Genomic DNA, 21,993 nt, shown 5'->3' with positions numbered 1-21,993 from the left:
GCGGTCACCGCGCGCTCCTCCTCGGACACGCCTACTCCCCGGCCGGCTTCAGCGACTTGTAGACCTGCGAGTTGTCCGGCGAGGCCCAGATGGCGGGGAACGCGTACAGGTCGTCCATGGTCGGCCAGCCCGTGAAGCCGGCGTCGTTGTACTCGCTCGTCGTGCCGCCCGTCATGATCGGGATGTACGGCATGACGTCGACGAGCTTCCGCTGGATCACGTCGAACTGCGCCTGGCGCGCGGCCGTGTCGTCCGTGGGCGTGGACGCGAGCACCTCGAGCGCCGCGTCGACCTCGGGGTCGGCGAACCGGGAGAGGTTCGTGGACGCCGGGGTGCCGACCTCGGTGGTGTTCGCCGAGCTGAGGAAGTTGTTGTACAGGTAGTACGGGTCGCTCGACGGGCCCTGGCCGAGCGAGTCGATGACCAGCTCGTAGTTGCCCTTCGTGCGCTTGTCCGTCCACTCGTTCCACGACGACTGCGCGGCGTCGAGCTCGATGCCGGCCGCCTTCATCTGCTGCGCCATGGTGTCGATGGCGGTGATGTAGTCGGTCCAGCCGGTGACGACCTCGACCGTGAGGGAGAGGCGCTCGCCGTCCTTCGCGTAGATGCCGTCCGCGCCCTTGGCCCAGCCGGCGGCCTCGAGGGTCGCCTGCGCGCCCGCGGTGTCGGGCTTCATCGGGGCGACCTTCTCCTCGACGTCGGCGGAGATGGAGTCCTCCTGCGCGGGCAGCAGGGCGAAGGTGGGGGAGACCTCGCTCGACGTGCCCTGGAACGCGAGGGCATTCATCTGGTCGCGGTCCATCGCCTGGTAGATGGCGTGGCGCACGGCCGGGTCGGTCTGGGGCCCGGCGCAGCCGAGGTCGGCGTTCGAGCAGGTGATGAGCGCCATCTGGTTCTGGCCGATGGTGATCGCCTTGTAGCCGGGGTAGTTCTCCTCGACGTTGGCGATGTCCGGCACCGGGCCGGTCTGCCAGTCGATGGTGCCGGCCGCGAGGGCGTCGGCGCCGGCGGTGTTGCCGGAGAGGGAGAGGTAGCGGATCCGCTTCACGGCGGGCTCGCCGTCCCAGTAGTCGGGGTTCGCGGCGAGGGTGAAGGCCTGCGCCTTAAAGTCGCCGAGCGTGAACGCGCCGGTGCCCACGGGCTCCTTCATCACGTCGGTGGCGGGGTCGACGTCCTTCCAGAGGTGCTCCGGCACGATCGGCATGCGGCTGAGGACGTTGGGGAGGCTGACGAACGCGGGGTGGTCCCACGTGATGCTCACGTGGGTGTCGTCGGTAGCGCTGACCTCGCCGTCGAAGCCGGTGGAGTTGATCGACGGGGTGTCGCGGACCATCTGCAGCGTGAAGACCACGTCGTCCGCGGTGAAGTCCTCGCCGTCGGACCACTTCACGCCCTCCCGGAGGGTGACGTCGAGCTGCGTGCCGTCCTCGTTCCAGGCGTAGTCGGTGCCGAGCAGCGGCACCGGCTCCTCCTGGTTGACGTTCGTGATGAAGAACAGCGACTCGTAGATCGAGCCGATGCCGCCGATGGACGACGGCGAGTAGGGGTTGAGGTTCAGCTGGTAGTCGCCGGCCTGGCCGGTGTAGACGACGAGCGTGTCCTTGGCGGACGAGCCGGAGCCCGCACCGCAGCCGGAGAGGGCGACCGCGGCCGCGGCGGCGAGGGCGACGCCTGCGGCGACCCTCCTCCTGCGGCGAGCGGATCCGAGGGGAGTGAAGAGGGACATCGTCGTTCCTTTCCCGCCTCGCGGCGGACAGTCGGCATTGACCGGGGACGTGCGTTGGGGGCCCCGAGGGGCGGTGCCGGTAATCCTCACTCGGTAAATTAAGTCTGTCAAGTATTGTGGGAGGACCCCCGCATCACGACTGGGTGACGATCCCGGAGGACCCCATGGCCGACCCCGCTGACGCCGCGTCCCGGCTGACGAGCCGCACGACGGTGCTCGACTGCATCCGCTCGGCGGGCACGGTGAGCCGGGTGGAGCTCACGGCGGCGTCCGGGCTCACCGGCGCGACCATCACCAACGTCGTGCGCGACCTCATCGGGGACGGCCTGGTGGTCGAGGTCGGCCGCGGCGAGTCGCGCGGCGGCACGCCTCGGCGCCTGCTGCGCATCGACGCGGCTGCGCGGGCCACCGTGGGCGTGCAGCTCGACCGGTGCACGTGCACGGTGGTGGTCGTGGACCTCGCGGGCGACGTCATCGCACGATCCGACCTCCCCGGCGCGTCGACGCGTCCGCCGGCCGAGGTCCTCGCGGGCATCGCGGAGCGCGTGGACGAGCTGCTCGAGGAGGCCGGGATCCCGCGCGCCCGCGTGCTGGGCCTGGGGCTCGCGACGCACGGACCGCAGGACCGCGCGCGGGGCGTGATCGAGACGATCGACCCGAGCCCCGAGTGGCGCGGGTTCCCCGTGGTCGCCACCCTCCGGTCCCTCCTCGGGATGCCCGTGCTCCTCGAGAACGACGCCGACGCCGCGGCCATCGGCGAGAGCCGCTCGGACCAGGGCGGCATGCGGCGGACCCACGGCGTGATCTTCATGGCCGGGGGCATCGGCGGCGGCGTGGTCGTCGACGCGGAGGCCTACCGCGGGGCGTCCGGCAACGGGCTCGAGATCGGCCACGTCTCGCTCGACCCGCGCGGCGAGCCCTGCGGATGCGGCAACCGCGGATGCGTGGACGGGCTCGCCGGCCCCACCGCGGTGGTCCGCGGCGCGATCGCCGTGCCGCGCCTCCGCGCGGACCTCGCGCTGACCGGCGGGCTCGACGCCACGCAGGCCGAGTTCGACCGCATCGCCCGCGCCGCCGTGGACGGCGACGACGAGGCCATGGCCCTCCTGCGCACCGCCGCCGAGTGGCTGGGGCGCGCCGCCGTCACGCTCGCGAACCTGTTCGACCTCGACCGCGTGGTGCTCGCGGGGCCGAGCTTCGTGATCGCGGGCGAGGTGTACCGCGAGGCCGTGCAGGTGGAGCTCGCCCGCTCGGTGTTCACGCGCCGGGTGCGCCCCACGCGCGCCGTGCTGGCGGAGGATCCGCGCGACTCGGCGGCCGTGGGCGGCGCCATGCTGGTGGTCCGCAGCGAGCTCGCGCAGCCGCGGCGCCCCGGGTCCTCCGCGCTCTCGCCCCGGATCGCCGCCGTGCCGGGCGCCACGGGGACCGCGCTCCGCGTCGTCGCGCGCTGAGGGGCGCCGGCGCCGGCGCGGACGCGGCCTACCCGACGAGCTGGTCGTACTTCGCGCGCACCTCGTCGATCGGGGCTCGGAGGGCGTCCTGCACCGTCTTCAGCGTCGCCGCCGGATCGGCGCCGTCGGCGTACACCTTCTGGATCGCCGCCTTGGCCTCGGGCACGGTCTCGGGCACGTACCGGCGCACGGTGTCCGGGAAGCGGGCGATGTCGAGCTGGTCGATGGCGATGCGGTAGTTCGGGTTCTCCGCCGCCCGCGCCTTCACCTCCGGGGACTCGATGGCATCCGTCGCGGTGGGCATGTAGCCCGTGCCGAGGGTCCACGCCACCGCCGCGTCCCCGGACGAGAGGAACCGGAGCACCTCCCACGCCGCCTTCTTGCGCTCGTCGGAGGCGTACCGGAAGATCGACAGCCCGCTGCCGCCCGTCGGCACGCCCGTGTCGACCTCGCGCGGCAGGAAGCCGCACCCGTACTCGAAGGCGGCCGCGTCCTGGATGCCGGTGAGGGCGCCGGTGGAGTTGAAGACGGTGGCCGCGGAGCCCGCGATGAAGTCGCCCGTCGGGTCGGCCGCGAGGTACCCGGACCCGTCGTCGTGGATGAAGGCGCGGTCGTACTCGAGCGCCGCGACGGTCCCGTCCGAGGTGAACCGCGGGTCGAGCCCGTCGGAATACCCGCCGCCGAACGCCCACGAGGAGCCCTGGAAGTACCAGTCGTCGTTGCCGTCGTACGCGCGCATCCGCACCTGCGTGCCGCCGGAGCTGTACCCCTGGAGCTCCTTGCCCCAGTCGCGGTATTCGGAGAACGTCTCGGGGGTGCGGTCGGGCAGGCCGACGGCGCTGAAGACGTCCCGGTTGTAGTAGAAGAGCGGCGTCGAGCGGCCGAACGGCACCCACCACACCTCGTCCTGCACCGTGCCCTCCGCGATGAAGCGCTCGTGGAACGCCGCCGTGGTGAAGCTCGTGTCGAAGTAGGAGGTGAGCGGCTCGAGCATCTCGTTGAGGTAGAAGCGGTTCCAGACCACGTCGCTGAGGACGCTGAGGTCCGGCACCTGCCGGGCCTGCAGGCTCGCGGCGATCTTCGACTCGACGACGTCGTAGCCCTCGAAGGTCTGCACCTCGCAGTAGATGTCCTCCTGCGAGGCGTTGAAGGCGTCGATGTTCGCCTGCAGCACCTCGCCGTTGTTCTCGACGAAGTTGCTCCACATCACGACGCGCTGCCGGCCCTCGAACTCGGGGGGCGTGTCGCCGCTCGGCTGGTCGTAGACGGTGCCGGACGCGCCGCCGCCGCTGCCGAAGCAGCTGGCGAGAAGCGGCATGGTGGCGGCGAGGACGCCGCCCGCGAGCACCTGGCGGCGCGTGACCGAGGGCCAGCGCCGCGGGCGGGGTTCGTTGCTGTACTGCATGGTTCTCCTTCGGGGTGGATGGGATCGCGGGTCCCGGCGGGCTACCGCCGGGCCGCGGCTCCCGCGAGGCCGGACACGATGTAGCGCTGCGCGAGGAGGAAGACCACGAGCATCGGCAGGATGACGAGCAGGGTCCCGGACATCAGGACGCCCCAGGCGGTGACGCCGTCGTTCGCCTTGAGGTACATGAGGCCGACGGGGAGCGTCCGCATGTTCACGGAGTTGGTGATGATGAGCGGCCACACGAAGTCGTTCCACTCGTCGATCACGGCGATGAGGGCGACGGTCGCGAGGGCCGGGAGCGACATCGGCAGCACGAACGAGAAGAGCTTCCGGAGGTGCCCCGCGCCGTCGAGCTCGGCCGCCTCCAGCACCTCGGGCGCGAGCCCCAGGAAGTGCTGCCGGAGCAGGAACGTGCCGAACGCGCTGGCGAGCCCCGGGAGCACGATGCCGGCGTAGGAGTTGATGAGGCCCAGGTTCCCGATGGTGATGTAGTTCACGAGCAGGGTGACGTGCCCGGGGACCATGAGCGCGCCGAGCATCACGAGGAACAGCGCGTCCTTGCCCGGGAACGGCAGGAACGCGAACGCGTACGCGGTGAGGACGGCGAGGAGCACCTTCCCCGCCGAGCCCGCGAGCGTGACGATGACCGAGTTCAGGATGAACGTGTCGAAGGGCGCGATCTCCCACGCCCGTGCGAGGTTGTCGAACGTCAGCGTGCTCGGCAGGAACCGCATGGGCCACGTGTAGATGTCCGCGTTCGGCTTGAACGCCGTGGTCACCAGGACGTAGAGCGGGACGAGGAACACCAGCCCCACGATCACGAGGAGCGGGACTCCCCACCAGGCGCGGCGCCCGGGCGCGCCCGAGCGCCTCCTCCTCGAGGGCGCGGTCTCGGTCTCGGCCACGGGGGCGGGGGGCGGGGCGGCGAGCGTCGACGACATCAGTAGTGCACCCTCTTCTCGACGAACCGGAACTGGAGCACCGTGATGGCCATGAGGATCACGAACATCACGCTCGACGCCGCGGCCGAGTAGCCGACGTTCGACCGCTCGAACGCCTGCTCGTAGATGAACCAGCTGAGCGTGGTGGTGGCGGAGGCCGGACCGCCGCCCGTCATGATCGCGATGAGGTCGAACGCCTGGAACGCGCTGATGATCTGCGTGACGGTGAGGAAGAACGTCGTGGGCGACAGCAGCGGCAGCGTGACGTGCCGGAAGGTCTGCCACCGCCCGGCGCCGTCCAGCCGCGAGGCCTCGAGGACCTCGGCGGGGATGCCCTGCATGGCGGCGAGGTAGACGATCGCGACGAAGCCGACGCCCTTCCAGATCGACACGATCAGCAGCGCGGGCAGCGCCCACTCGCTGGAGGTGGTCCAGGCGGGCGACCGGGCGCCCACCGCGTCGAAGGCGACCCGGGCGAGGCCGTAGTTCTGGTCGAAGATGAACAGCCACACGGCGGCGACCGCGGCCCCGGAGAGGACGTGGGGCGCGAACACGATGCCCGTCACCGCCGAGGTCCCCGGCGGCCGCATGGAGAACAGCGCCGCGAGGGCCATGCCGACCAGGAGGCTCACGCCCACGACGACCACGACCCACACGAGCGTGATCCGGAGCACGTCGAGGAAGGCGGCGGATGCGAACAGCTGCGCGTAGTTCGCGAGCCCGACGAACAGGGGCGCGGGGGAGATGAAGTCCCACCTGGTGAGGCTGAGGTACACGTTGCCGATGACCGGCCAGTAGGCGAACACCGCGATGAGGATGATGTTCGGGGAGGCGAACAGCGCGAAGAGCCCCCAGCCGCGCAGCTGCCTCCTGCGGTACGCGGGGGATCGCCTGCGCGACGCGGAGGGCCCGGATCCGGACGGCTGCGAGCCCGACGCCTCGGCGGGGCGCGGCGCGACGGCCGCGGCGGCGGATGCCGCGGCGGGGGATGGCGGGGCGGTCGCCACCCGCGAGCGGGCGCGCGCGGGGCGGGGGGTCTCCATGGTGCACATGGTGGACCGCCCTGTCCGTCACCTGACGGACAGGGCGGGGGCCTTTCGCGGCGAGCCGATGGTGCGTATGATTCGCCGCTCAGGCGGCGGGGGGCCGCGGCGGGGCGGTGGTGCCGCGCACCACGAGCGTCGCGTCCGACACGTGCACGACGGTGCGGCCGCGTCCGGCGACGGCGTCGAGCACGGCGGCGGCGGCGATCCGGCCGAGGTCGTGCACCTCGCGGCGCATCGCGGACAGCGGCGGGTGCGCCAGGCGGCAGATCGCCGAGTCGTCCCAGGCGAGCAGCGAGAGGTCGCCGGGCACGTCGAGACCCCGCGCGACGGCGACCTCGAGGCCCGCGGCGGCCATCACGTCGTTGTCGTAGACGATCGCGGTGGGCGGCTCCGCCGCCTCCAGCAGCAGGCGGGTGAGCTCGGCGCCGGACACCGGCGTGTAGTCGCCGTCGACGCTCCGGCCCGTGATCCCCGCGGCCGCGGTCGTGGCGGCGAAGGCGCGGCTGCGCGCCTGCGAGTGCAGCAGCTGCGGGCGTCCGGCGACCCGCGCGATGCGGCGGTGACCGAGGTCGACGAGGTGCTCGACGGCCGCCCGCATGGCGCCGAAGTCGTCCACCTGCACGACCGTGTGGGCGGGGTCGTCGACGTCGCCCAGCATGACGGCGGGCATCCCGAGCTCGTCGAGGAGGGCGCCGCGGGGATCGTCGGCCACGATGTCGCCGACGAGCACGCCCACGATGGTGCGGCCGGCGGCCCAGCGGCGGTAGGTGGCCGCCTCCTCGTCGCGGTCGGCGACGATCTGCAGCAGCACGGTGCGGTCGGCCCGGTCGAGGGCCTCCTCCATCCCGCCGAGGAGCTCGCCCCAGAACGGGTCGAGTCCGAACGAGCCCGGCGGCCGGACGACGACGAGGCCCACGGACGCGCAGTCCGCGGGCGCCTCCGCGCCCCGCGGGTCGGAGGGCGCGGCGGGCTCGGTGACGGTCATGGGTGCAGTATCGCCCATCCCCTCCCGCCGCCCGCGCGGGCGGCGTCCGGAGGCCGCCCTAGTATGGCGAGGACGAGAGCGGGGTCGTGTGGTCAATCCTCGGGTGACGCTGACCACGGCGACCAGCAGGGGCCTCGTGCTCGACCTCGTGCGCAGCCGCGGTCCCATCAGCCGCGTGCAGATCGCCGACCTCACCGGGCTCACGCAGGCGACCATCTCGAAGATCGTCCGCGTGCTGCTCGCGGACGGCATCGTCGCCGAGACCGGCGAGACGGAGTACACGGGCGGCAAGCCGCGCGTGATGCTGCAGATCAACCCCACGGCGCGCTTCGCCGTCGGCGTGCAGCTCGGCGCCGACTCGATCACGTACGTGGTCACCGACGTCAACGGGGACATCGTCGGCCGGATGCGCACCCGGGGGGCCCGCGACGCCCCGCCCGACGAGGTCACCGCCGCCATCGGGCGCCGCATCGCCGCGCTCCTGCCCGCCCTCGGCCTCGACCCCGCGCGCGTGGCCGGCATCGGCCTCGTCGCGCCCGGGCCGCTCGACCTCGTCGCGGGCAGCGTCCTCGGGGCGCCGACCCTCCCCGGCTGGCACGGCTACCCGGTGCAGAGCGCGCTGGCCGAGGCCGCCGGGCTGCCCGTGCTCCTCGACAACGACGCCACGGCCGCGGCGATCGGCGACTTCTGGGGCGGCGACGTGGCCGACGCGGTCGCGCACTCCACGATCTACATGGGCGCGGGCGTGGGCGCGGGCATCGTCCTCGGCGGCACGGTCTTCCGCGGGTCCAGCTCGAACGCCGGCGAGCTCGGGCAGATGCGCATGCACCTCGGCGGCGCCCCTCGCGGCCCCTCCTCGGAGGAGCTCGCGCGACCCGCCGCGGTCGCCGCGCGCGCCCGGAGCGCCGTGGCCGACGGGCGCGAGGCGGGCTTCGCGCTGAGCGCCGACGGGGATCCCTTCGCCGACTTCGCCGCGGTGGCCTCCGCCGCCGTGCGGGGCGACGCGCTGGCCGTGGAGCTCATCACGGAGTCGGCCGAGCACCTCGCCGACGCCGCCATCGCGCTCGCGAACCTGCTCGACCTCGACTCGCTGTCGCTCGCCGGGCCGTCGTTCGAGACGGCGGGCAGCCTCTACCTCCAGGTGGTGGAGCGGCGCCTCGACGAGGGCTTCTTCGCGCGCGGGCGGCATGCCGTGCGGGTGCAGCTGTCGGCGCACGTGGCCGACGCGGCGGCGGTCGGGGGCGCGGCGCTCGTGCTGCAGCAGGAGCTGTCCCCGCGCACGCTCGGCCTGGTGCCGCCGGCGCGCCCCTGATCGACCGCGCCGCAGGGCGCCGGTTGACATTACTTAAGCCGGGAACGAAACTGGCGGACACGACGGCCGGGACATCCGGACGGCGGAGCGCAGTGCCGCGCCCACCCGGAAGGATCCCCATGACCCACCTGACCCTCGACGGCGACTGGACCCTCACGGCCGTCTCCGGAGCCGCACCCGACGGGATCCTCGGCCGCGACGTGCCCGCGACCGTCCCGGGCTGCGCCCACACCGACCTCCTGGCCGCGGGCCTCATCACCGACCCGTTCGACGGCGACGCCGAGGCCGCCCAGCAGTGGATCGGCAGCACCGTGTGGCGCTACGCGCGGACCTTCGACTGGCAGGACGACGGCTCCGAGCGCCACGACCTCGTCGCCGACGGGCTCGACACGCTCGCGACGATCGTCGTGAACGGGACGGTCGTCGCCCAGACCCGCAACCAGCACCGGTCGTACCGCTTCCCCGTCGGGCACCTGCTCGTCGCCGGGGAGAACCGCATCGAGGTCGCGTTCGACGCGCCCGTCGACGCCGCCGAGCGCCTGTCCGCCGAGCACGGCGGCGCGCTGCCGCACGTGAACCACCACCCCTACAACGCGCTGCGCAAGAACGCGTCGAACTTCGGCTGGGACTGGGGCATCGACGTGGCGACGAGCGGGATCTGGCGCTCCATCGGGATCCACTCGTGGAGCGGCGCGCGCATCGCCTCGGTCCGCCCGTTGGTGGACGTGACCGGCGGCGCCGGGATCCTCACGGCGGCCGTGGAGATCGAGCAGGCGGGCCCCCGCGCGTCGGTCCCCGTCACGGTGCGCGTCGCGCGCGACGGGCGCGAGCTCGCCGCGGCGACCGCGGACGTGCTCGGGTCCGGATCCGTCGTCGTCGCCGTCCCGGACGTCGCGCTCTGGTGGCCCGTCGGCCACGGCGAGCAGCCGCTCCACGACGTGGAGGTCGCCATCGACGGGGACGTCCGCCGCACGCGCGTCGGCTTCCGCACCGTGTCGCTCGACACGACCCCCGACGCGGACGGCAACCGGTTCGAGCTGCGCGTCAACGGCGAGCTGGTCATGATCCGCGGGGCCAACTGGATCCCGGACCACGCCTTCCTGACCGAGATGACGCGCGAGCGCTACGGCCGGCGCATCGACGACGCCCTCGACGCGAACATGAACCTGCTCCGGGTCTGGGGCGGCGGCATCTACGAGTCGGAGGACTTCTACGAGCAGTGCGACGAGCGCGGCGTGCTCGTGTGGCAGGACCTCCTGTTCGCGTGCGCCGCGTACGCCGAGGAGGAGTGGCTCGCCGAGGAGGTGCGCGCCGAGGTGCGCGAGGCGGTCACCCGGCTGTCCCCGCACGCGTCCCTCGTGGTCTGGAACGGCAACAACGAGAACATCGTCGCCTTCGCCGAGTGGGGCTGGCGGCCGCGCCTTGAGGGCCGCACCTGGGGGAACGGGTACTACCGCGAGGTGTTCCCGGCGATCCTGGCCGAGCTCGACCCGACCCGCGTCTACACGCCCGGCAGCCCGTACTCCTTCGACGACTACCTCCACCCCAACGTCGACACCGACGGCACCGTCCACATCTGGGACGTCTGGAACACGAAGGACTACTCGGCGTACCGCGAGTGGACCCCGCGCTTCGTCGCCGAGTTCGGGTTCCAGGGGCCGGCCGCCTGGACGACGCTCATGAGCACCGTGCACGACGAGCCGCTGGATCCGTACGGCCACGAGATGCTCGTGCACCAGAAGGCCGACGAGGGCAACCTCAAGCTCGAGCGCGGCATGCGGGGGCACCTGCCCGCGCCCGGCGGCATCGACGACTGGCACTTCGCCACGCAGCTCAACCAGGCGCACGCCATCCGCTTCGGCATCGAGCACTTCCGCTCGCTCGCGCCCTACAACACGGGCACCGTGGTCTGGCAGCTCAACGACGACTGGCCCGTGGTCTCGTGGGCGGCGGTCGACTTCGCCGAGCGGCGGAAGCCCCTCTGGTACGCGCTCCGGGACGCCTACCGCCCCCGGCTCGCGACCTTCCAGCCGCGGGACGGCGGCCTCGCGCTCGTCGTGCTCAACGACACGGGCGAGGCGCTCGCGACCGATGTGGACATCCGCCGGATCGACCTCGACGGCGACGTCCGGGCGTCCGCGACCGTGCGGGTCGAGGTGCCGGCGCGCGGATCCGCGGCGTTCCCCGTGCCGACGGACGTCGCGACGGCGGCGGACGCATCCCGCGAGCTGCTGGTGGCGACGCCCGCGGGCGGCCTCGACCGCGCGATCCTCGACCTCGCCGAGGTCGTCGACCAGGCGCTCGACGCCGACCCGCTCGTGGCCGCGGTCGAGGAGACGGCGACCGGTTGCCGGATCACCGTCACGGCCACGTCCTACGTGCGCGACCTGACGGTGCTCGCCGACCGGGCGCACGCGTCGGCCGCCGTCGACCGCGCGCTCGTGAGCCTGCTGCCCGGCGAGACGTGCGTGCTGACGCTCACGGGCGACGGGCCGATCGACGCCGACGCGGCGCTGTCGCCGCTCGTGCTGCGGCACGCGAACGGGCTCGTGGCCGCCGCCGCGCACGCGGGGTCGGCTCCCGCGCCGGCCGCGGCCGAGGCGTGATCCCCGGCTGACGCGGGCGCCCCGGCTGACGCGGGCGCTCCGCGGCGCGACCGGACCGGTCGGCTCCGTCAGCCCGCGGCGGCGCGCCGGATCTGCACCTCGACGAGGTCGCGGGTCCGGCCGCCCGGCGCGGCGTGGATCGCGACCTCGACCGCGCCCCCGGACGCGCCCGCGCGCATGGCGTCGGTGAGGGCCAGGTCGACCACGTCGTCGTCCCCGTCACGGCCGACGGGCACGGCGCCGTCGGGATCCGCGACGATCCCGCCGACGCGCACGACCTGCCCCGCACCGGGCTCGGCGGCATCGCCGCGGAACCGCAGGCGCACCGACGCGGCCTCGCCGAGCGGATCCCGCAGGAGGTAGGAGAACCAGCCGGTCGCGCTCCGCCAGTGCCGGCCGTCGCTCCCGCCCGCGCGGGTCGCCGACCCGCGGAAGCCGTGGTCGACCTCCGGCTGCTGCTCGCCGGCCGCGACCCGGTCGACGACCTCGGCGTCGGTGCCCGCGGCGTCCATCGCGCGCAGCTCGGCCGCCCGCGCGACCGGGTCGGCGCCGGTCGGCCAGACCAGCGTCGTCCGCTCGTCGTGGATCCCCGCGAACGGCTCGAGCGCGACCGCCACCCGCTCGTCGCCGCGCCAGGCGTCCAACCGGAACGCCAGCGCGGCGCGGTCGACGAGCGTGGCGGCGTCGGCGGGATCGGCCGCGGTGATCACGGGCGTCCGCTCGAGCGGCACCTTCGGCGCCGGCGTCACGTGCCCCATGCGCGTGTCCTCGGCGAGCGAGGTCGTGATGCCGTCCCGGCCGTCGCGCGAGGCCAGCGCGAGCGGGCCGTACGTGAACGACGTCCACGCGGATCCGTCGGGCAGGCGCTCGGCGCGCACCTCCATCCCGAGGCGCACGGTGACGACGGTCTCGCCGGACCACGTGCGGCGGATGGGCACGGCGGCGGCACCCGGCACGACCGGCACCGGCCGGCCGTCGACGCGCACCTCCATCGACGTCGCCCACCCCGGCCGCCGCAGCCGCAGCTCCAGGTCCGCGGGAGCGGCGGCGTCGACCGTCACGGTCGCCTCGCCGGTCCGCACCACGTCGCCGTCGACGCGCGCGCGGATCCCCCGCTCGGCCCAGTCGAGCTCGGCCGGCACGTACAGGTCCACGAGCAGCGCGTCGTCCGCGTGCGCGAACACCTGCTCGCCGTAGCGCGCGTGGTTCTCCATGCCCGTGCCGACGCAGCACCACATCGACTCCTCCGCCACCGAGTGCACGCGCGGGTGCGCAGGCCGCAGCGACGTGAAGTACACGAGCCCGCCGTGCTCCGGGTGCTGCGTGGAGAGGACGTGGTTGAGCGTCGTGCGCTCGACCTGGTCGAGGATCGCGGGATCCCCGGTCCGCTCGAACCGCAGCCGCGCGAGCTCGAGCATGTTGTAGCTGTTGCAGGTCTCCGGTCCCTGCTCGTCGAGCACCATGGGCGCGAAGTCGCGCGACGGGTGGAAGTGCTCGCGCACGCTGTTCCCGCCGATCACGACGCTCCGCCGGTGCACGACGGAGTCCCAGAAGGCGTCGGAGGCGGCGAGGAGCCGGGCGTCTCCCGTCATCCGCCCGAGGCGCTCGACGCCGATCACCTTCGGGATCTGCGTGTTCGCGTGCAGGCCGTCGAGCTCGTCGCGGCCGGCGGCGAGCGGATCCACGAGGGCGCGCTGCGCGAACCGCCCGGCCTCCCGCAGCAGGTCCTCGCGGCCGGTGATCCCCGCGAGCGTCGCGAACGCGTCGGCCATGCCGCCGTGCTCGGTGGCGAGCATGCCCTCGAACGCGTCGTCGTCCAGGTGCGCGGAGACGCCGAGCCACCAGCCGGCCATGCCCTCGGCCATGCGCAGGGCGCGCGCCGATCCCGTGTGCGCGTGGGCGTCGATCAGCCCGCGGAGCGTCTTGTGCAGGTTGTAGAGCGGCACCCACCGGCCCTCGAGGTCGAAGGTGTCCGCGTCGATCCGGCCCTCGGCGATGGTGCGGCCGAACTCGCGGCCGTCGGGCACGCCGCCGAGCCAGCCGTCGCCCGCCGCCTCCTGGCAGCGCTCGAGCACGTCGAGCATGTGCTCGAGGCGGGGGAGGAGGCGCGGGTCGCCGGTCGCGGCGTGGAGCTGCGCGAGCGCGGACAGGAGGTGGCCGCCGATGTGCCCGTCGAGGCCGATCGCCTCCCAGCTGCCGTAGCTCGGCACGGGGGAGTCGAGCCCGGCCTCGCGCAGGAAGGGCGCGAGGAGGCGGTCGGGATCCAGGCGCAGCACGTACTCGACGTCGAGGAGCTGCGCGTGCCGGAGGGGGCCGTCGCCGAGCCGCACGGCGGAGAGCGGGAACGAGCGGACGGCGCCGGGGAGGTCGGCGGCGGGACGCGGGGTGGCGGGGGCGATGGTCATCGGGATCCTCACGTGGCGGCGGCGTCGTCCGCGGCGACGGTGCCGTGGACGGGTCCCGGACGCGATCCGGGCCCATCGACCCGCCCTTGACGGGCAGTACATCGATGCACATAATCTAGTACAACGATGTAGAAGGCACCAGGGCGGTGCGTGCGGCCAGGCGGCCGCGCCCCTCGGGGCCGAGCATCACGACACCCGAGGAGCGCGATGAGGCGGACCAGGACGAGGGCGGTCGCCGCGGCGACCCTGATGATCACGGGCCTCGCGCTCACCGGCTGCTCCGCGGGGGAGGGCGACGACGCCGACGGCACCGTCACCCTCTGGATCCGCGACTACGAGAAGGCGCTCGTCGAGCCGCTCGCCGACGCGTACAACGCGACCCACGACACGCAGGTGGAGATCACGCTCGTGCCCTCCCCCAGCTACGTGCAGAAGCTCGCGACCTCCATCGCGGGCGGCGACCCGCCGGACATCGCGGCCCTCGACCTCGTCTTCACGCCGTACTTCGCGCAGGCCGGCGCCCTCGTCGACATCACCGACCGGGTGGACGCGCTGCCCTACGCGGACGACTTCAGCCCCGCCCACGCGTCGGTCACGTCCTTCGACGACCGCACCTACGGCGTGCCGTTCACGGGCGACGCGTCCGTGCTCTTCTACAACAAGGCGCTCTTCGCCGAGGCGGGGCTGGATCCCGAGCGCCCGCCGACGACGCACGCCGAGATCCGCGCGGCCGCGAAGGCCATCAGCGCCCTGGGCGACGGGAAGTACGGCTACTCCATCCCCGGCGCGTGCGGCGGCTGCCTCATCTTCGGCTTCACGCCGCTCATCTGGGGGAGCGGCGGCGACGTGCTCACCGCCGACGGCCGCGAGGCCACCCTCGACAGCCCCGAGGTCGCCCAGGGCCTCGAGCTCCTCCGCGGCATGTGGACCGACGGCAGCATGCCGTCGCTCGCGCAGACCGACGCCGGCCCCAACACCGCGACGGCCTTCCAGCAGGGCACGGTCGGCATGATCGCCGACGGCACCGCCACCATGGGCGCGCTCGTCGCCGGCGGGAAGGTGGACTTCGGCGTCACGCCGCTGCCCGGGAGGGACGGCGGATCCGCGAGCTTCGGCGGCGGCGACACCCTCGCGATCCTCGACGGCTCCGACGACGTCGACGGCGCGTGGGAGTTCGTGGAGTGGGCGACGGGCGAGGAGGCGCAGACGATCCTCGCCGAGCAGTCCGTGGTGCCCATCCGCACCGACCTGCTCGACTCCGTCTACGTCCCGCAGGATCCCCGCTACGCGGTGTTCGCGGACGCGCTCCGGGTGGGCCACGTGCCCTTCAGCCCGGTCGAGAACGAGCTGTTCAACGACAACAACGGGGTCTGGGTGAACCTGATCTCGCAGTCCGTGTTCCGCGGCGGCATCGAGGAGGCGCAGCGCGAGGCCCAGGCGGAGGCGCAGCGCATCCTCGACTCCGTCGTCTACGTCGAGGAGGACGAGAAGTGACCGCACCCGTCATCACCCGGCTGGAGGGCGCCGTCGCGTCCCCGGCCCGCGCGGCCGTGCGCGACCGCGGCGCCATGGCCAGGCGGCGACGCCGCACCGGCGTCCTCCTCACCCTGCCGGCGCTCGTCATGCTCGTCACGTTCTTCCTGTGGCCGCTGCTGCGCACCGTCGCGATGTCCACCTTCACCTGGCCGCTGCTCGGCAACCGGGCCTTCACGGGACTCGCGAACTACATCGAGGCGTTCCAGGACCAGGCGTTCCTCCGGGCGGTCGGCTTCACGCTGCTGTACACGGTGATCGTCACGCCCGTGCTGCTCGTGATCGGGCTGGTGCTCGTGCTCCTCATCCAGCGCCGCACCCGCGCGGCGCGCGTCTTCCAGTCGATCTACTTCCTGCCGGTGGTCGTGGGCCTCGCCTCCGCGAGCTACCTCTTCCTCTTCATGTGGCAGCCGGTGATCGGCCCGACGATGAAGACGCTCGCGGGCCTCGGGCTCCTCGACGTCTCCACGAACATGTTCGGCGGCACCGCGACCGCGTTCCTCGTGGTCGTGAGCATGGTGGCGTGGAAGGCGGCGGGGCTGCAGATGCTCCTGCTGCTCTCGGGCTTCCAGTCGATCCCGCAGGAGGTGAACGAGGCCGCCGAGGTGGACGGTTCCACCCGCTGGCAGCGCTTCTTCCACATCACGCTGCCGCTGCTGCGGCCGACCCTCGCGCTCGTGCTGGTGTTCAGCGTGGCCGGGTCGCTGCTGGCGTTCGACCAGTTCTACATCCTCACGAGCGGCGGGCCGGACAACAGCACGATCACGGCCGTGTACGAGATCTACCGCTCGTCGTTCATCCGGCTCGACCTCGGCTACGGGGCCGCGCTCTCCATCATCCTCATGGTCGTCCTCGGCCTCGTCAGCGCAGCGCAGATGCTGCTCCTCAGGAACTCGGACCACTCATGAGCACCCAGGCCCCCGCCCGTCCCGTCCCCGCGTCCGCCGCCGCTCCCGCCCGGGAGGTGCGCGGCCGCGACCGCCGCGGCCTCGGCGCCGTCCGCGCCTCCATGCCGCGCGTCGCCTGGTACGTCGCGTGCGCGTGCGTCGCGCTGCTGTTCCTCTACCCGCTCGGGATCATGCTCGGCCAGGCGCTCACCGCGCAGGACGGCTCGTTCGGCCTCGGCAACCTCGAGCGCCTGCTGCAGCCGACCGGCGGCCTCGATCTCGTGACGAGCCTCGGAAACAGCGTCATCGTGTCGGTGCTCGTCACGGCGATCACGGTCGTCGTGTCGACCCTCGCCGGCTACGCGTTCGCGCGCCTGCCGTTCCGGGGGAGCGACGTGGTGTTCTTCGTGGTGCTGATCACGTTCATGATCCCGTTCCAGGCGATCATCACGCCGCTGTTCCTGACGCTCATCGAGCTCGACCTCGACAACAGCCTCCTCGGCCTCTCGCTCGTGCTCGCCACGTTCAACCTGCCGTTCGGGATCTTCCTCATGCGGAACTCCTTCCAGGCCGTGCCGGCGAGCCTCGAGGAGGCGGCGCTCATCGACGGGAACACGCCCCTGCAGGCCATGCGCCGGGTGATGCTGCCCATCGCCGTCCCGGGCATCGTCTCGACCGCGCTCCTCACCTTCTTCTCGGCGTGGAACGACTTCTTCGCGACGCTCATCCTCATCACCGACCAGAGCCTGTACACGCTGCCGGTGAGCCTGCAGATCCTCTCGGCCGGCCAGAACAACTCGGTCGACTGGGGCCTGATGCAGACGGGCGTCGCCGTGACGGTGATCCCGTGCGTCGTGCTCTACCTGCTGCTGCAGCGCTACTACGTGGCCGGGCTCATCAGCGGCGCGGTGAAGTAGGGCCGCCGCCCGGCGTGCCGCGGCGGCTGGCCGGGTCCGTCGCATCCGTGGAAGGGTGTGCTGGTGACCGACCTCGACACGCGCCTGGACCGGATCGAGAGCGAGCTCGCCATCCGTCGGCTGGCCGCGGAGTACTGCCACGGTGCGGACAAGCGGGATCTCGACCGCTTCCTCGCCGTGTGGGCACCGGACGCCGTGTGGCGGATGGGCGACGAGGTGAGCTACGAGGGTCATGAGGCGATCGCTGAGGTGGTCCGAGCCCAATGGACGACGTTCGCGCAGTACGTCCACTGGACCACCAACCACAGCATCTGGATCGATGGCGACCATGCCCGGGGCGAATGCGATGTCGCTGCCACCGTGCGCCTGCACTCCGGCCGGTGGGTGAGGACGGGAGGAACCTACCGGGACGAGTACCGCCGCGTGGGTGGGCAGTGGTTCATCGCGCACCGTGACGCCAGCGCCCGGTTCGACATCGACGCGGCGCCCGACGCGAGCGAGACCCGCTTGAGGTTCGATCGCCCGTGACCGCGCCGGGCCGACCGGTGTCGCTGCCGGCGTCGCACCGTCGAGCAGCGGCGCGGTGAAGTAGGGCCGCCGCCGCCGCCGCCCGGCCCGCATGCCAGGCTGGGGGCGGCGCGCGCGGCCGGACGAGGATCCGCGGCGGGAGCGCCCGGACGAGGGGGAGCGGATGGCGGCCACGATGAGCGACGTCGCGAAGGCCGCCGGCGTCTCCATCAAGACCGTCAGCAACTTCTTCAACGGCTACCCGTACATGCGCGACGAGACGCGGGCGCGGATCGAGGCCGCCGTCGCCGAGCTCGGGTACCGGATGAACGTCTCCGCCCGGAACCTCCGCTCGGGCCGGTCGCGCATGATCGCGCTGGTGATCCCCGAGCTCGACAGCGCGTACCTGGCGCCGCTCGCGCAGGACGTCATCGACGCGGCCGACGAGCTCGGCCTCAGCGTGCTCGTCGAGACGACGGCGGGGCGGCGCGACCGCGAGATCGGCGCCCTCTCGGGACTGCACCGCCAGGTGCTCGACGGCGTGATCTACGAGCCGCTCGCGCTGCACCAGGAGGACGCCGGCGTCATCGACCTGAACGTGCCGCTCGTGATGATCGGCCAGCGCTTCCTCGCGGGGCTCGCCGACCAGGTGCTCATCGCCGACCGGGACGCGGCGCGCGCCGCGGTCGCGCACCTCGTCGAGACCGGCCGGCGCCGCATCGCGCTCATCGGCGTGCGCGACGCGGACGAGCCGTCGGGCTCGGCGCTCCGCCGGCGCGGCGCGGAGGACGCGCTCGCCGCGGCCGGCATCCCGGTCGACCCGCGCCTGCAGGTGGATCCCGGCCCCTGGCGCCGCGAGAACGGCGCGGCCGCGATGGCCCGCCTCCTCGACGACGGCGTCGAGCTCGACGCCGTGTTCGGGTTCAACGACTCGCTCGCGCTCGGCGCCCAGTGGATGCTGCAGGAGCGGGGCCTCCGCGTGCCCGAGGACGTGGCCGTCGCGGGCCTCGACGACACGACCGACTCCCGCTTCGCGCAGCCGCCGCTCACCACCGTGTCGCCCGGCCGCCGCGCCATCGCGCGCCGGGCGGTCGAGATGCTGGCCGAGCGGATCGAGCGCGGCGCGGGCGCGGGCGCCTTCCGCACGGAGACGATGGGCTTCGAGCTCATCGTGCGCGGGTCGACGGTGGCGCGGCCGCGCTGACCACCGGGCTGCGCCGGGCCGGCGTCCCGAGGCGGGGTCGAGCCACTAGGTGAGGTAAGGCTATGCTTACCCGCGGCCCGGCTCCCCGCCGGCCGACACCGGCCTCGACCTCCTGGAGACCCATGCCCCGCGCCCTCACCTGCCTCCGCGCCGCCGCCGTCACGGGCCTCGTGCTCGTCGCCCTCACCGGATGCGGGGCGTCCGAGGAGGTGCCGGCCGCGACCGTGGTCGACGCGGGCGAGGGATCCACCGCGTACCCGCTCACGCTGCGGAACTGCGGGCAGGAGGTCACGGTCGAGCGGGCGCCCTCGCGCGTGGTGTCGCTCGACCAGGACGCGACCGAGATCCTCCTGTCGTTCGGCCTCCAGGACCGCATGGTCGGCACGGCGTCGTGGACGGATCCCGTGCTCGACGCGCTCGCCGACGCGAACGCCGAGGTGCCGCGCCTCGCCGACAACGCGCCCACCTACGAGGTGCTCATGGGCGCGGACCCCGACTTCGTCACCGCGTCCTTCGGCCGGCACTACGGCACGGGCGGCGTCGTCACGCGCGACCGGCTCGCCGAGACGGCCATCCCCTCCTACCTCTCGCCCACCGACTGCGACTCCGACGTGAGCATCAACGGCGGCGGCCAGCGCACGACGCCGCTCACGGTCGATGCCCTGTACCAGGAGATCCGCGAGATGGCGGAGGTCTTCGACGTGAAGGACCGGGGGGAGGCGCTCGTCTCCTCTCTCCAGCAGCGCGCGGCCGCGGCCACCGAGGGCATGGACCTCGGCGGGGCGACGGTCATGTACTGGTTCGCCGACACGAAGACGCCCTACATGGGCGGCGGGTTCGGCGCCACGGCGCTCCTGTCCCGCCAGGTCGGCCTCACGGACGCGTTCCCCGAGGTGCGCGACGACTTCGTCGCCACCGGCTGGGAGAGCGTCGTCGACCGGGACCCCGACATCCTCGTGCTGGGCGACCTGCAGCGGGACCGCTTCCCGGGCGACAGGCTGCAGGACAAGATCGACTTCCTCACCAGCGACCCGCTCACCCGCGACCTCACGGCCGTGACGGAGGACCGCATGGTGGCGCTGCACGGCGCCGAGATGAACCCGTCCATCCGGTTCGTCGACGGGCTCGAGAGGATCCGCGCCTGGTGGGACGCGCGCGGGGCCCGGCTCTGAGCGCCTCCGCCGTGCGGGCGCCGTTCGCGACGCTCGCCGCGCGGGTGACGGGCCTGCCGCGCGCGCTCCGCGTCGCCGTGCTCCTCGCGCTCGCGGTCGTCGCGCTCGCGCTCTCGGTGGGCGTGGCCGTGACGCTCGGGCCGGCCGACGTGTCGCTCGTGAACGTGCGCGACATCCTGCTCAACCACGCGGGGCTCGCGCGGATCCCGGTGCGCGTCTCCGAGGACGCCATCGTCTGGCAGGAGCGCCTGCCGCGCGCGCTCGTGGCGGCGGCCTGCGGCGCGGGCCTCGGCCTCTGCGGCGTCGTGCTCCAGTCGCTGCTGCGGAACCCGCTCGCGGACCCCTTCGTGCTCGGCGTCTCCTCCGGCGCCTCCACCGGCGCGGTGCTCATCGGCGTGCTCGGCCTCGGCGGCGGCGCCATCGGGATGTCGGGCGGCGCCTTCATCGGCGCGCTCGTGGCGTTCGGCTTCGTGCTGCTGCTCGCCCGCTCCTCCTCCGGCGGCACGGCGGGCGTGATCCTCGCGGGCGTCGCCAGCACGCAGCTGTTCTCGGCGCTCACCTCGCTCGTCGTCTTCGCGTTCGCGGACTCCGACGAGACGCGCGGCATCATGTTCTGGCTCCTCGGATCGCTCGAGGGCATGCGCTGGGACGAGGTCGGCCTCATCGTCGCCGTGGTCGCGGTGGGCGCCGTCGTCTGCCTCGCGTACGCCCGCTCGCTCGACGCCTTCGCGTTCGGCGAGGAGGTCGCGTCGTCGCTCGGGATCCACGTGGGCCGCACCCGCACGATCCTCCTGGTCGTCACCGCGCTCCTCACCGCGACCCTCGTGAGCATCGCCGGCGCGATCGGCTTCGTCGGCCTGGTGCTCCCGCACGCGGCACGCCTGCTGTTCGGCCAGCGGCACTCGCGGGTCGTGCCCGCGACGATCGTGCTCGGCGCGGTGTTCATGGTGTGGGTGGACGCGTTCTCCCGCATCGCGTTCGCGCCCACGCCGCTGCCGGTGGGCGTGGGCACCGCCCTCGTCGGCGTGCCCGTGTTCATGCTGCTGCTGATGCGGAACCGGGGTCGCGCGTGACGCTCGAGGCGCGCGGCGTCAGCTGGACGCGCGGCGGCCGGCTGGTGGTCGACGACGTCACGCTCGAGCCCGCGCCCGGATCCACCGTGGGGCTGCTCGGCCCCAACGGCTCCGGCAAGTCGTCGCTGCTGCGGCTCCTGCAGGGCGCCGCGTCGCCGGACTCCGGCCGCGTGACCCTCGGCGGCGCCGACCTCGCGGGGCTCCGGCGGCGCGAGGTCGCGCGGCGCGTGGCGACCGTGACCCAGCACGGCGAGACCGAGGTCGACATCGTGGTGCGCGACGTGGTGCGCCTCGGCCGCACGCCGTACCGGACGCTCCTCGGCGGCGACACCGCGGCGGACACGGCCGCCATCGACCGGGCCATCGCGCACGTCGGCCTGGAGGCGAAGGCGGACCACGCGTGGCGCACCCTCTCGGGCGGCGAGCGGCAGCGGGCGCACATCGCGCGCGCCCTCGCGCAGGAGCCGCGCGAGCTGCTGCTCGACGAGCCGACGAACCACCTCGACATCCGCCACCAGCTGGAGCTGCTCGCCCTCGTGCGGGACCTCCCGGTGACCACGGTCGTCGCCCTGCACGACCTCAACCTCGCGGCCATGTTCTGCGACAGCGTGCTCGTGCTCCGCGAGGGACGCGTGGTGGCGGGCGGGCATCCGCGCGACGTGCTGACGCCCGGCCTCATCGCCGACGTCTACGGGGTGCGCGCGCGCGTCACGCACGACGGGGCGCGCGGCGGCACGCAGGTGCTGTTCGACCCGGCGCCGCTCTAGGCGGCCGGCCGCCCCTCGCCCAGGATGGGAGGACGGCCGCGCGGTCCGGCGCG

The 21,993-nt window shown here is 73.4% G+C and carries 17 protein-coding genes; 11 read left to right on the top strand and 6 right to left on the bottom strand.

Annotated features, from left to right (window positions below; genetic code table 11):
• Positions 1-31: 31 nt before the first annotated feature.
• Entirely contained in the window at positions 32-1,726 is a 1,695-nt protein-coding gene (locus QFZ62_RS09135) for an ABC transporter substrate-binding protein (RefSeq protein ID WP_307504559.1), read from the bottom strand.
• 164 nt (positions 1,727-1,890) lie between these two features.
• Between QFZ62_RS09135 and QFZ62_RS09130 the strand changes: the two genes are divergently transcribed.
• Positions 1,891-3,177 carry an ROK family protein gene (locus QFZ62_RS09130; RefSeq protein ID WP_307504556.1) on the top strand — a complete coding sequence of 429 codons (1,287 nt, stop codon included), beginning with the start codon at positions 1,891-1,893 and terminating at the stop codon, positions 3,175-3,177.
• Between the two features lie 28 nt (positions 3,178-3,205).
• Here QFZ62_RS09130 and QFZ62_RS09125 read toward each other — a convergent pair whose 3' ends face one another.
• The 4 genes from QFZ62_RS09125 to QFZ62_RS09110 all read right to left on the bottom strand — a co-directional run bounded on the left by QFZ62_RS09125 (position 3,206) and on the right by QFZ62_RS09110 (position 7,557).
• Positions 3,206-4,582: an ABC transporter substrate-binding protein gene (locus QFZ62_RS09125; RefSeq protein ID WP_307504553.1), complete on the bottom strand. Its 1,377-nt coding sequence runs from the start codon at positions 4,580-4,582 to the stop codon at positions 3,206-3,208.
• 41 nt (positions 4,583-4,623) lie between these two features.
• On the bottom strand, positions 4,624-5,526 hold the full coding sequence (locus QFZ62_RS09120; RefSeq protein WP_307504549.1) for a carbohydrate ABC transporter permease: 903 nt from the start codon (positions 5,524-5,526) through the stop codon (positions 4,624-4,626).
• Positions 5,526-6,569, bottom strand: coding sequence for a carbohydrate ABC transporter permease (locus tag QFZ62_RS09115; protein WP_307504546.1), 1,044 nt, complete (start codon positions 6,567-6,569; stop codon positions 5,526-5,528). Before QFZ62_RS09115 ends, QFZ62_RS09120 begins: the two co-directional genes overlap by 1 nt.
• An 88-nt stretch (positions 6,570-6,657) precedes the next feature.
• Positions 6,658-7,557: a LacI family DNA-binding transcriptional regulator gene (locus QFZ62_RS09110; protein WP_307504545.1), complete on the bottom strand. Its 900-nt coding sequence runs from the start codon at positions 7,555-7,557 to the stop codon at positions 6,658-6,660.
• A gap of 103 nt (positions 7,558-7,660) precedes the next feature.
• Between QFZ62_RS09110 and QFZ62_RS09105 the strand changes: the two genes are divergently transcribed.
• On the top strand, positions 7,661-8,869 hold the full coding sequence (locus QFZ62_RS09105) for an ROK family transcriptional regulator (protein WP_307504542.1): 1,209 nt from the start codon (positions 7,661-7,663) through the stop codon (positions 8,867-8,869).
• 119 nt (positions 8,870-8,988) lie between these two features.
• A complete protein-coding gene (locus QFZ62_RS09100; protein ID WP_307504540.1) occupies positions 8,989-11,475 on the top strand; it encodes a glycoside hydrolase family 2 protein in 2,487 nt (828 codons plus the stop codon).
• A gap of 68 nt (positions 11,476-11,543) precedes the next feature.
• Here the strand turns inward: QFZ62_RS09100 and QFZ62_RS09095 are convergent, their stop codons facing one another.
• Positions 11,544-13,880, bottom strand: coding sequence for a beta-L-arabinofuranosidase domain-containing protein (locus QFZ62_RS09095; RefSeq protein ID WP_307504537.1), 2,337 nt, complete (start codon positions 13,878-13,880; stop codon positions 11,544-11,546).
• Positions 13,881-14,087: 207 nt separating this feature from the next.
• Between QFZ62_RS09095 and QFZ62_RS09090 the strand changes: the two genes are divergently transcribed.
• From QFZ62_RS09090 to QFZ62_RS09055, 8 genes are all read left to right on the top strand, one after another.
• A complete protein-coding gene (locus QFZ62_RS09090; RefSeq protein ID WP_307504534.1) occupies positions 14,088-15,374 on the top strand; it encodes a sugar ABC transporter substrate-binding protein in 1,287 nt (428 codons plus the stop codon).
• On the top strand, positions 15,371-16,321 hold the full coding sequence (locus tag QFZ62_RS09085) for a carbohydrate ABC transporter permease (RefSeq protein WP_307504531.1): 951 nt from the start codon (positions 15,371-15,373) through the stop codon (positions 16,319-16,321). The genes QFZ62_RS09090 and QFZ62_RS09085 overlap by 4 nt, the downstream gene beginning before the upstream one ends.
• On the top strand, positions 16,318-17,217 hold the full coding sequence (locus tag QFZ62_RS09080; protein WP_307504528.1) for a carbohydrate ABC transporter permease: 900 nt from the start codon (positions 16,318-16,320) through the stop codon (positions 17,215-17,217). The genes QFZ62_RS09085 and QFZ62_RS09080 overlap by 4 nt, the downstream gene beginning before the upstream one ends.
• 63 nt (positions 17,218-17,280) lie before the next feature.
• Positions 17,281-17,745, top strand: coding sequence for a nuclear transport factor 2 family protein (locus tag QFZ62_RS09075; RefSeq protein ID WP_307504525.1), 465 nt, complete (start codon positions 17,281-17,283; stop codon positions 17,743-17,745).
• A 163-nt stretch (positions 17,746-17,908) separates the two neighbouring features.
• Positions 17,909-18,928, top strand: coding sequence for a LacI family DNA-binding transcriptional regulator (locus tag QFZ62_RS09070; RefSeq protein ID WP_307504522.1), 1,020 nt, complete (start codon positions 17,909-17,911; stop codon positions 18,926-18,928).
• A 122-nt stretch (positions 18,929-19,050) separates the two neighbouring features.
• A complete protein-coding gene (locus tag QFZ62_RS09065; RefSeq protein WP_307504520.1) occupies positions 19,051-20,100 on the top strand; it encodes an ABC transporter substrate-binding protein in 1,050 nt (349 codons plus the stop codon).
• Positions 20,073-21,173 carry a FecCD family ABC transporter permease gene (locus QFZ62_RS09060; protein ID WP_373425952.1) on the top strand — a complete coding sequence of 367 codons (1,101 nt, stop codon included), beginning with the start codon at positions 20,073-20,075 and terminating at the stop codon, positions 21,171-21,173. The genes QFZ62_RS09065 and QFZ62_RS09060 overlap by 28 nt, the downstream gene beginning before the upstream one ends.
• The gene (locus tag QFZ62_RS09055; protein WP_307504515.1) at positions 21,170-21,940 is read left to right on the top strand and encodes an ABC transporter ATP-binding protein; all 771 of its coding nucleotides are present in this window, start codon (positions 21,170-21,172) and stop codon (positions 21,938-21,940) included. Before QFZ62_RS09060 ends, QFZ62_RS09055 begins: the two co-directional genes overlap by 4 nt.
• Positions 21,941-21,993 lie beyond the last annotated feature (53 nt).

It is taken from the genome of Clavibacter sp. B3I6, from assembly GCF_030816895.1.
Taxonomy (GTDB): domain Bacteria; phylum Actinomycetota; class Actinomycetes; order Actinomycetales; family Microbacteriaceae; genus Clavibacter.
Note: the sequence above shows the minus strand (reverse complement) of the source record. Positions and strands in the feature narration are given on the sequence as shown.

Coding starts and splice junctions, on each gene's coding strand:
- QFZ62_RS09135 (WP_307504559.1), bottom strand. CDS start 1,726: ATGTCCCTCTTCACTCCCCTCGGATCCGCTCGCCGCAGGAGGAGGGTC.
- QFZ62_RS09130 (WP_307504556.1), top strand. CDS start 1,891: ATGGCCGACCCCGCTGACGCCGCGTCCCGGCTGACGAGCCGCACGACG.
- QFZ62_RS09125 (WP_307504553.1), bottom strand. CDS start 4,582: ATGCAGTACAGCAACGAACCCCGCCCGCGGCGCTGGCCCTCGGTCACG.
- QFZ62_RS09120 (WP_307504549.1), bottom strand. CDS start 5,526: ATGTCGTCGACGCTCGCCGCCCCGCCCCCCGCCCCCGTGGCCGAGACC.
- QFZ62_RS09115 (WP_307504546.1), bottom strand. CDS start 6,569: ATGGAGACCCCCCGCCCCGCGCGCGCCCGCTCGCGGGTGGCGACCGCC.
- QFZ62_RS09110 (WP_307504545.1), bottom strand. CDS start 7,557: ATGACCGTCACCGAGCCCGCCGCGCCCTCCGACCCGCGGGGCGCGGAG.
- QFZ62_RS09100 (WP_307504540.1), top strand. CDS start 8,989: ATGACCCACCTGACCCTCGACGGCGACTGGACCCTCACGGCCGTCTCC.
- QFZ62_RS09095 (WP_307504537.1), bottom strand. CDS start 13,880: ATGACCATCGCCCCCGCCACCCCGCGTCCCGCCGCCGACCTCCCCGGC.
- QFZ62_RS09090 (WP_307504534.1), top strand. CDS start 14,088: ATGAGGCGGACCAGGACGAGGGCGGTCGCCGCGGCGACCCTGATGATC.
- QFZ62_RS09080 (WP_307504528.1), top strand. CDS start 16,318: ATGAGCACCCAGGCCCCCGCCCGTCCCGTCCCCGCGTCCGCCGCCGCT.
- QFZ62_RS09070 (WP_307504522.1), top strand. CDS start 17,909: ATGGCGGCCACGATGAGCGACGTCGCGAAGGCCGCCGGCGTCTCCATC.
- QFZ62_RS09065 (WP_307504520.1), top strand. CDS start 19,051: ATGCCCCGCGCCCTCACCTGCCTCCGCGCCGCCGCCGTCACGGGCCTC.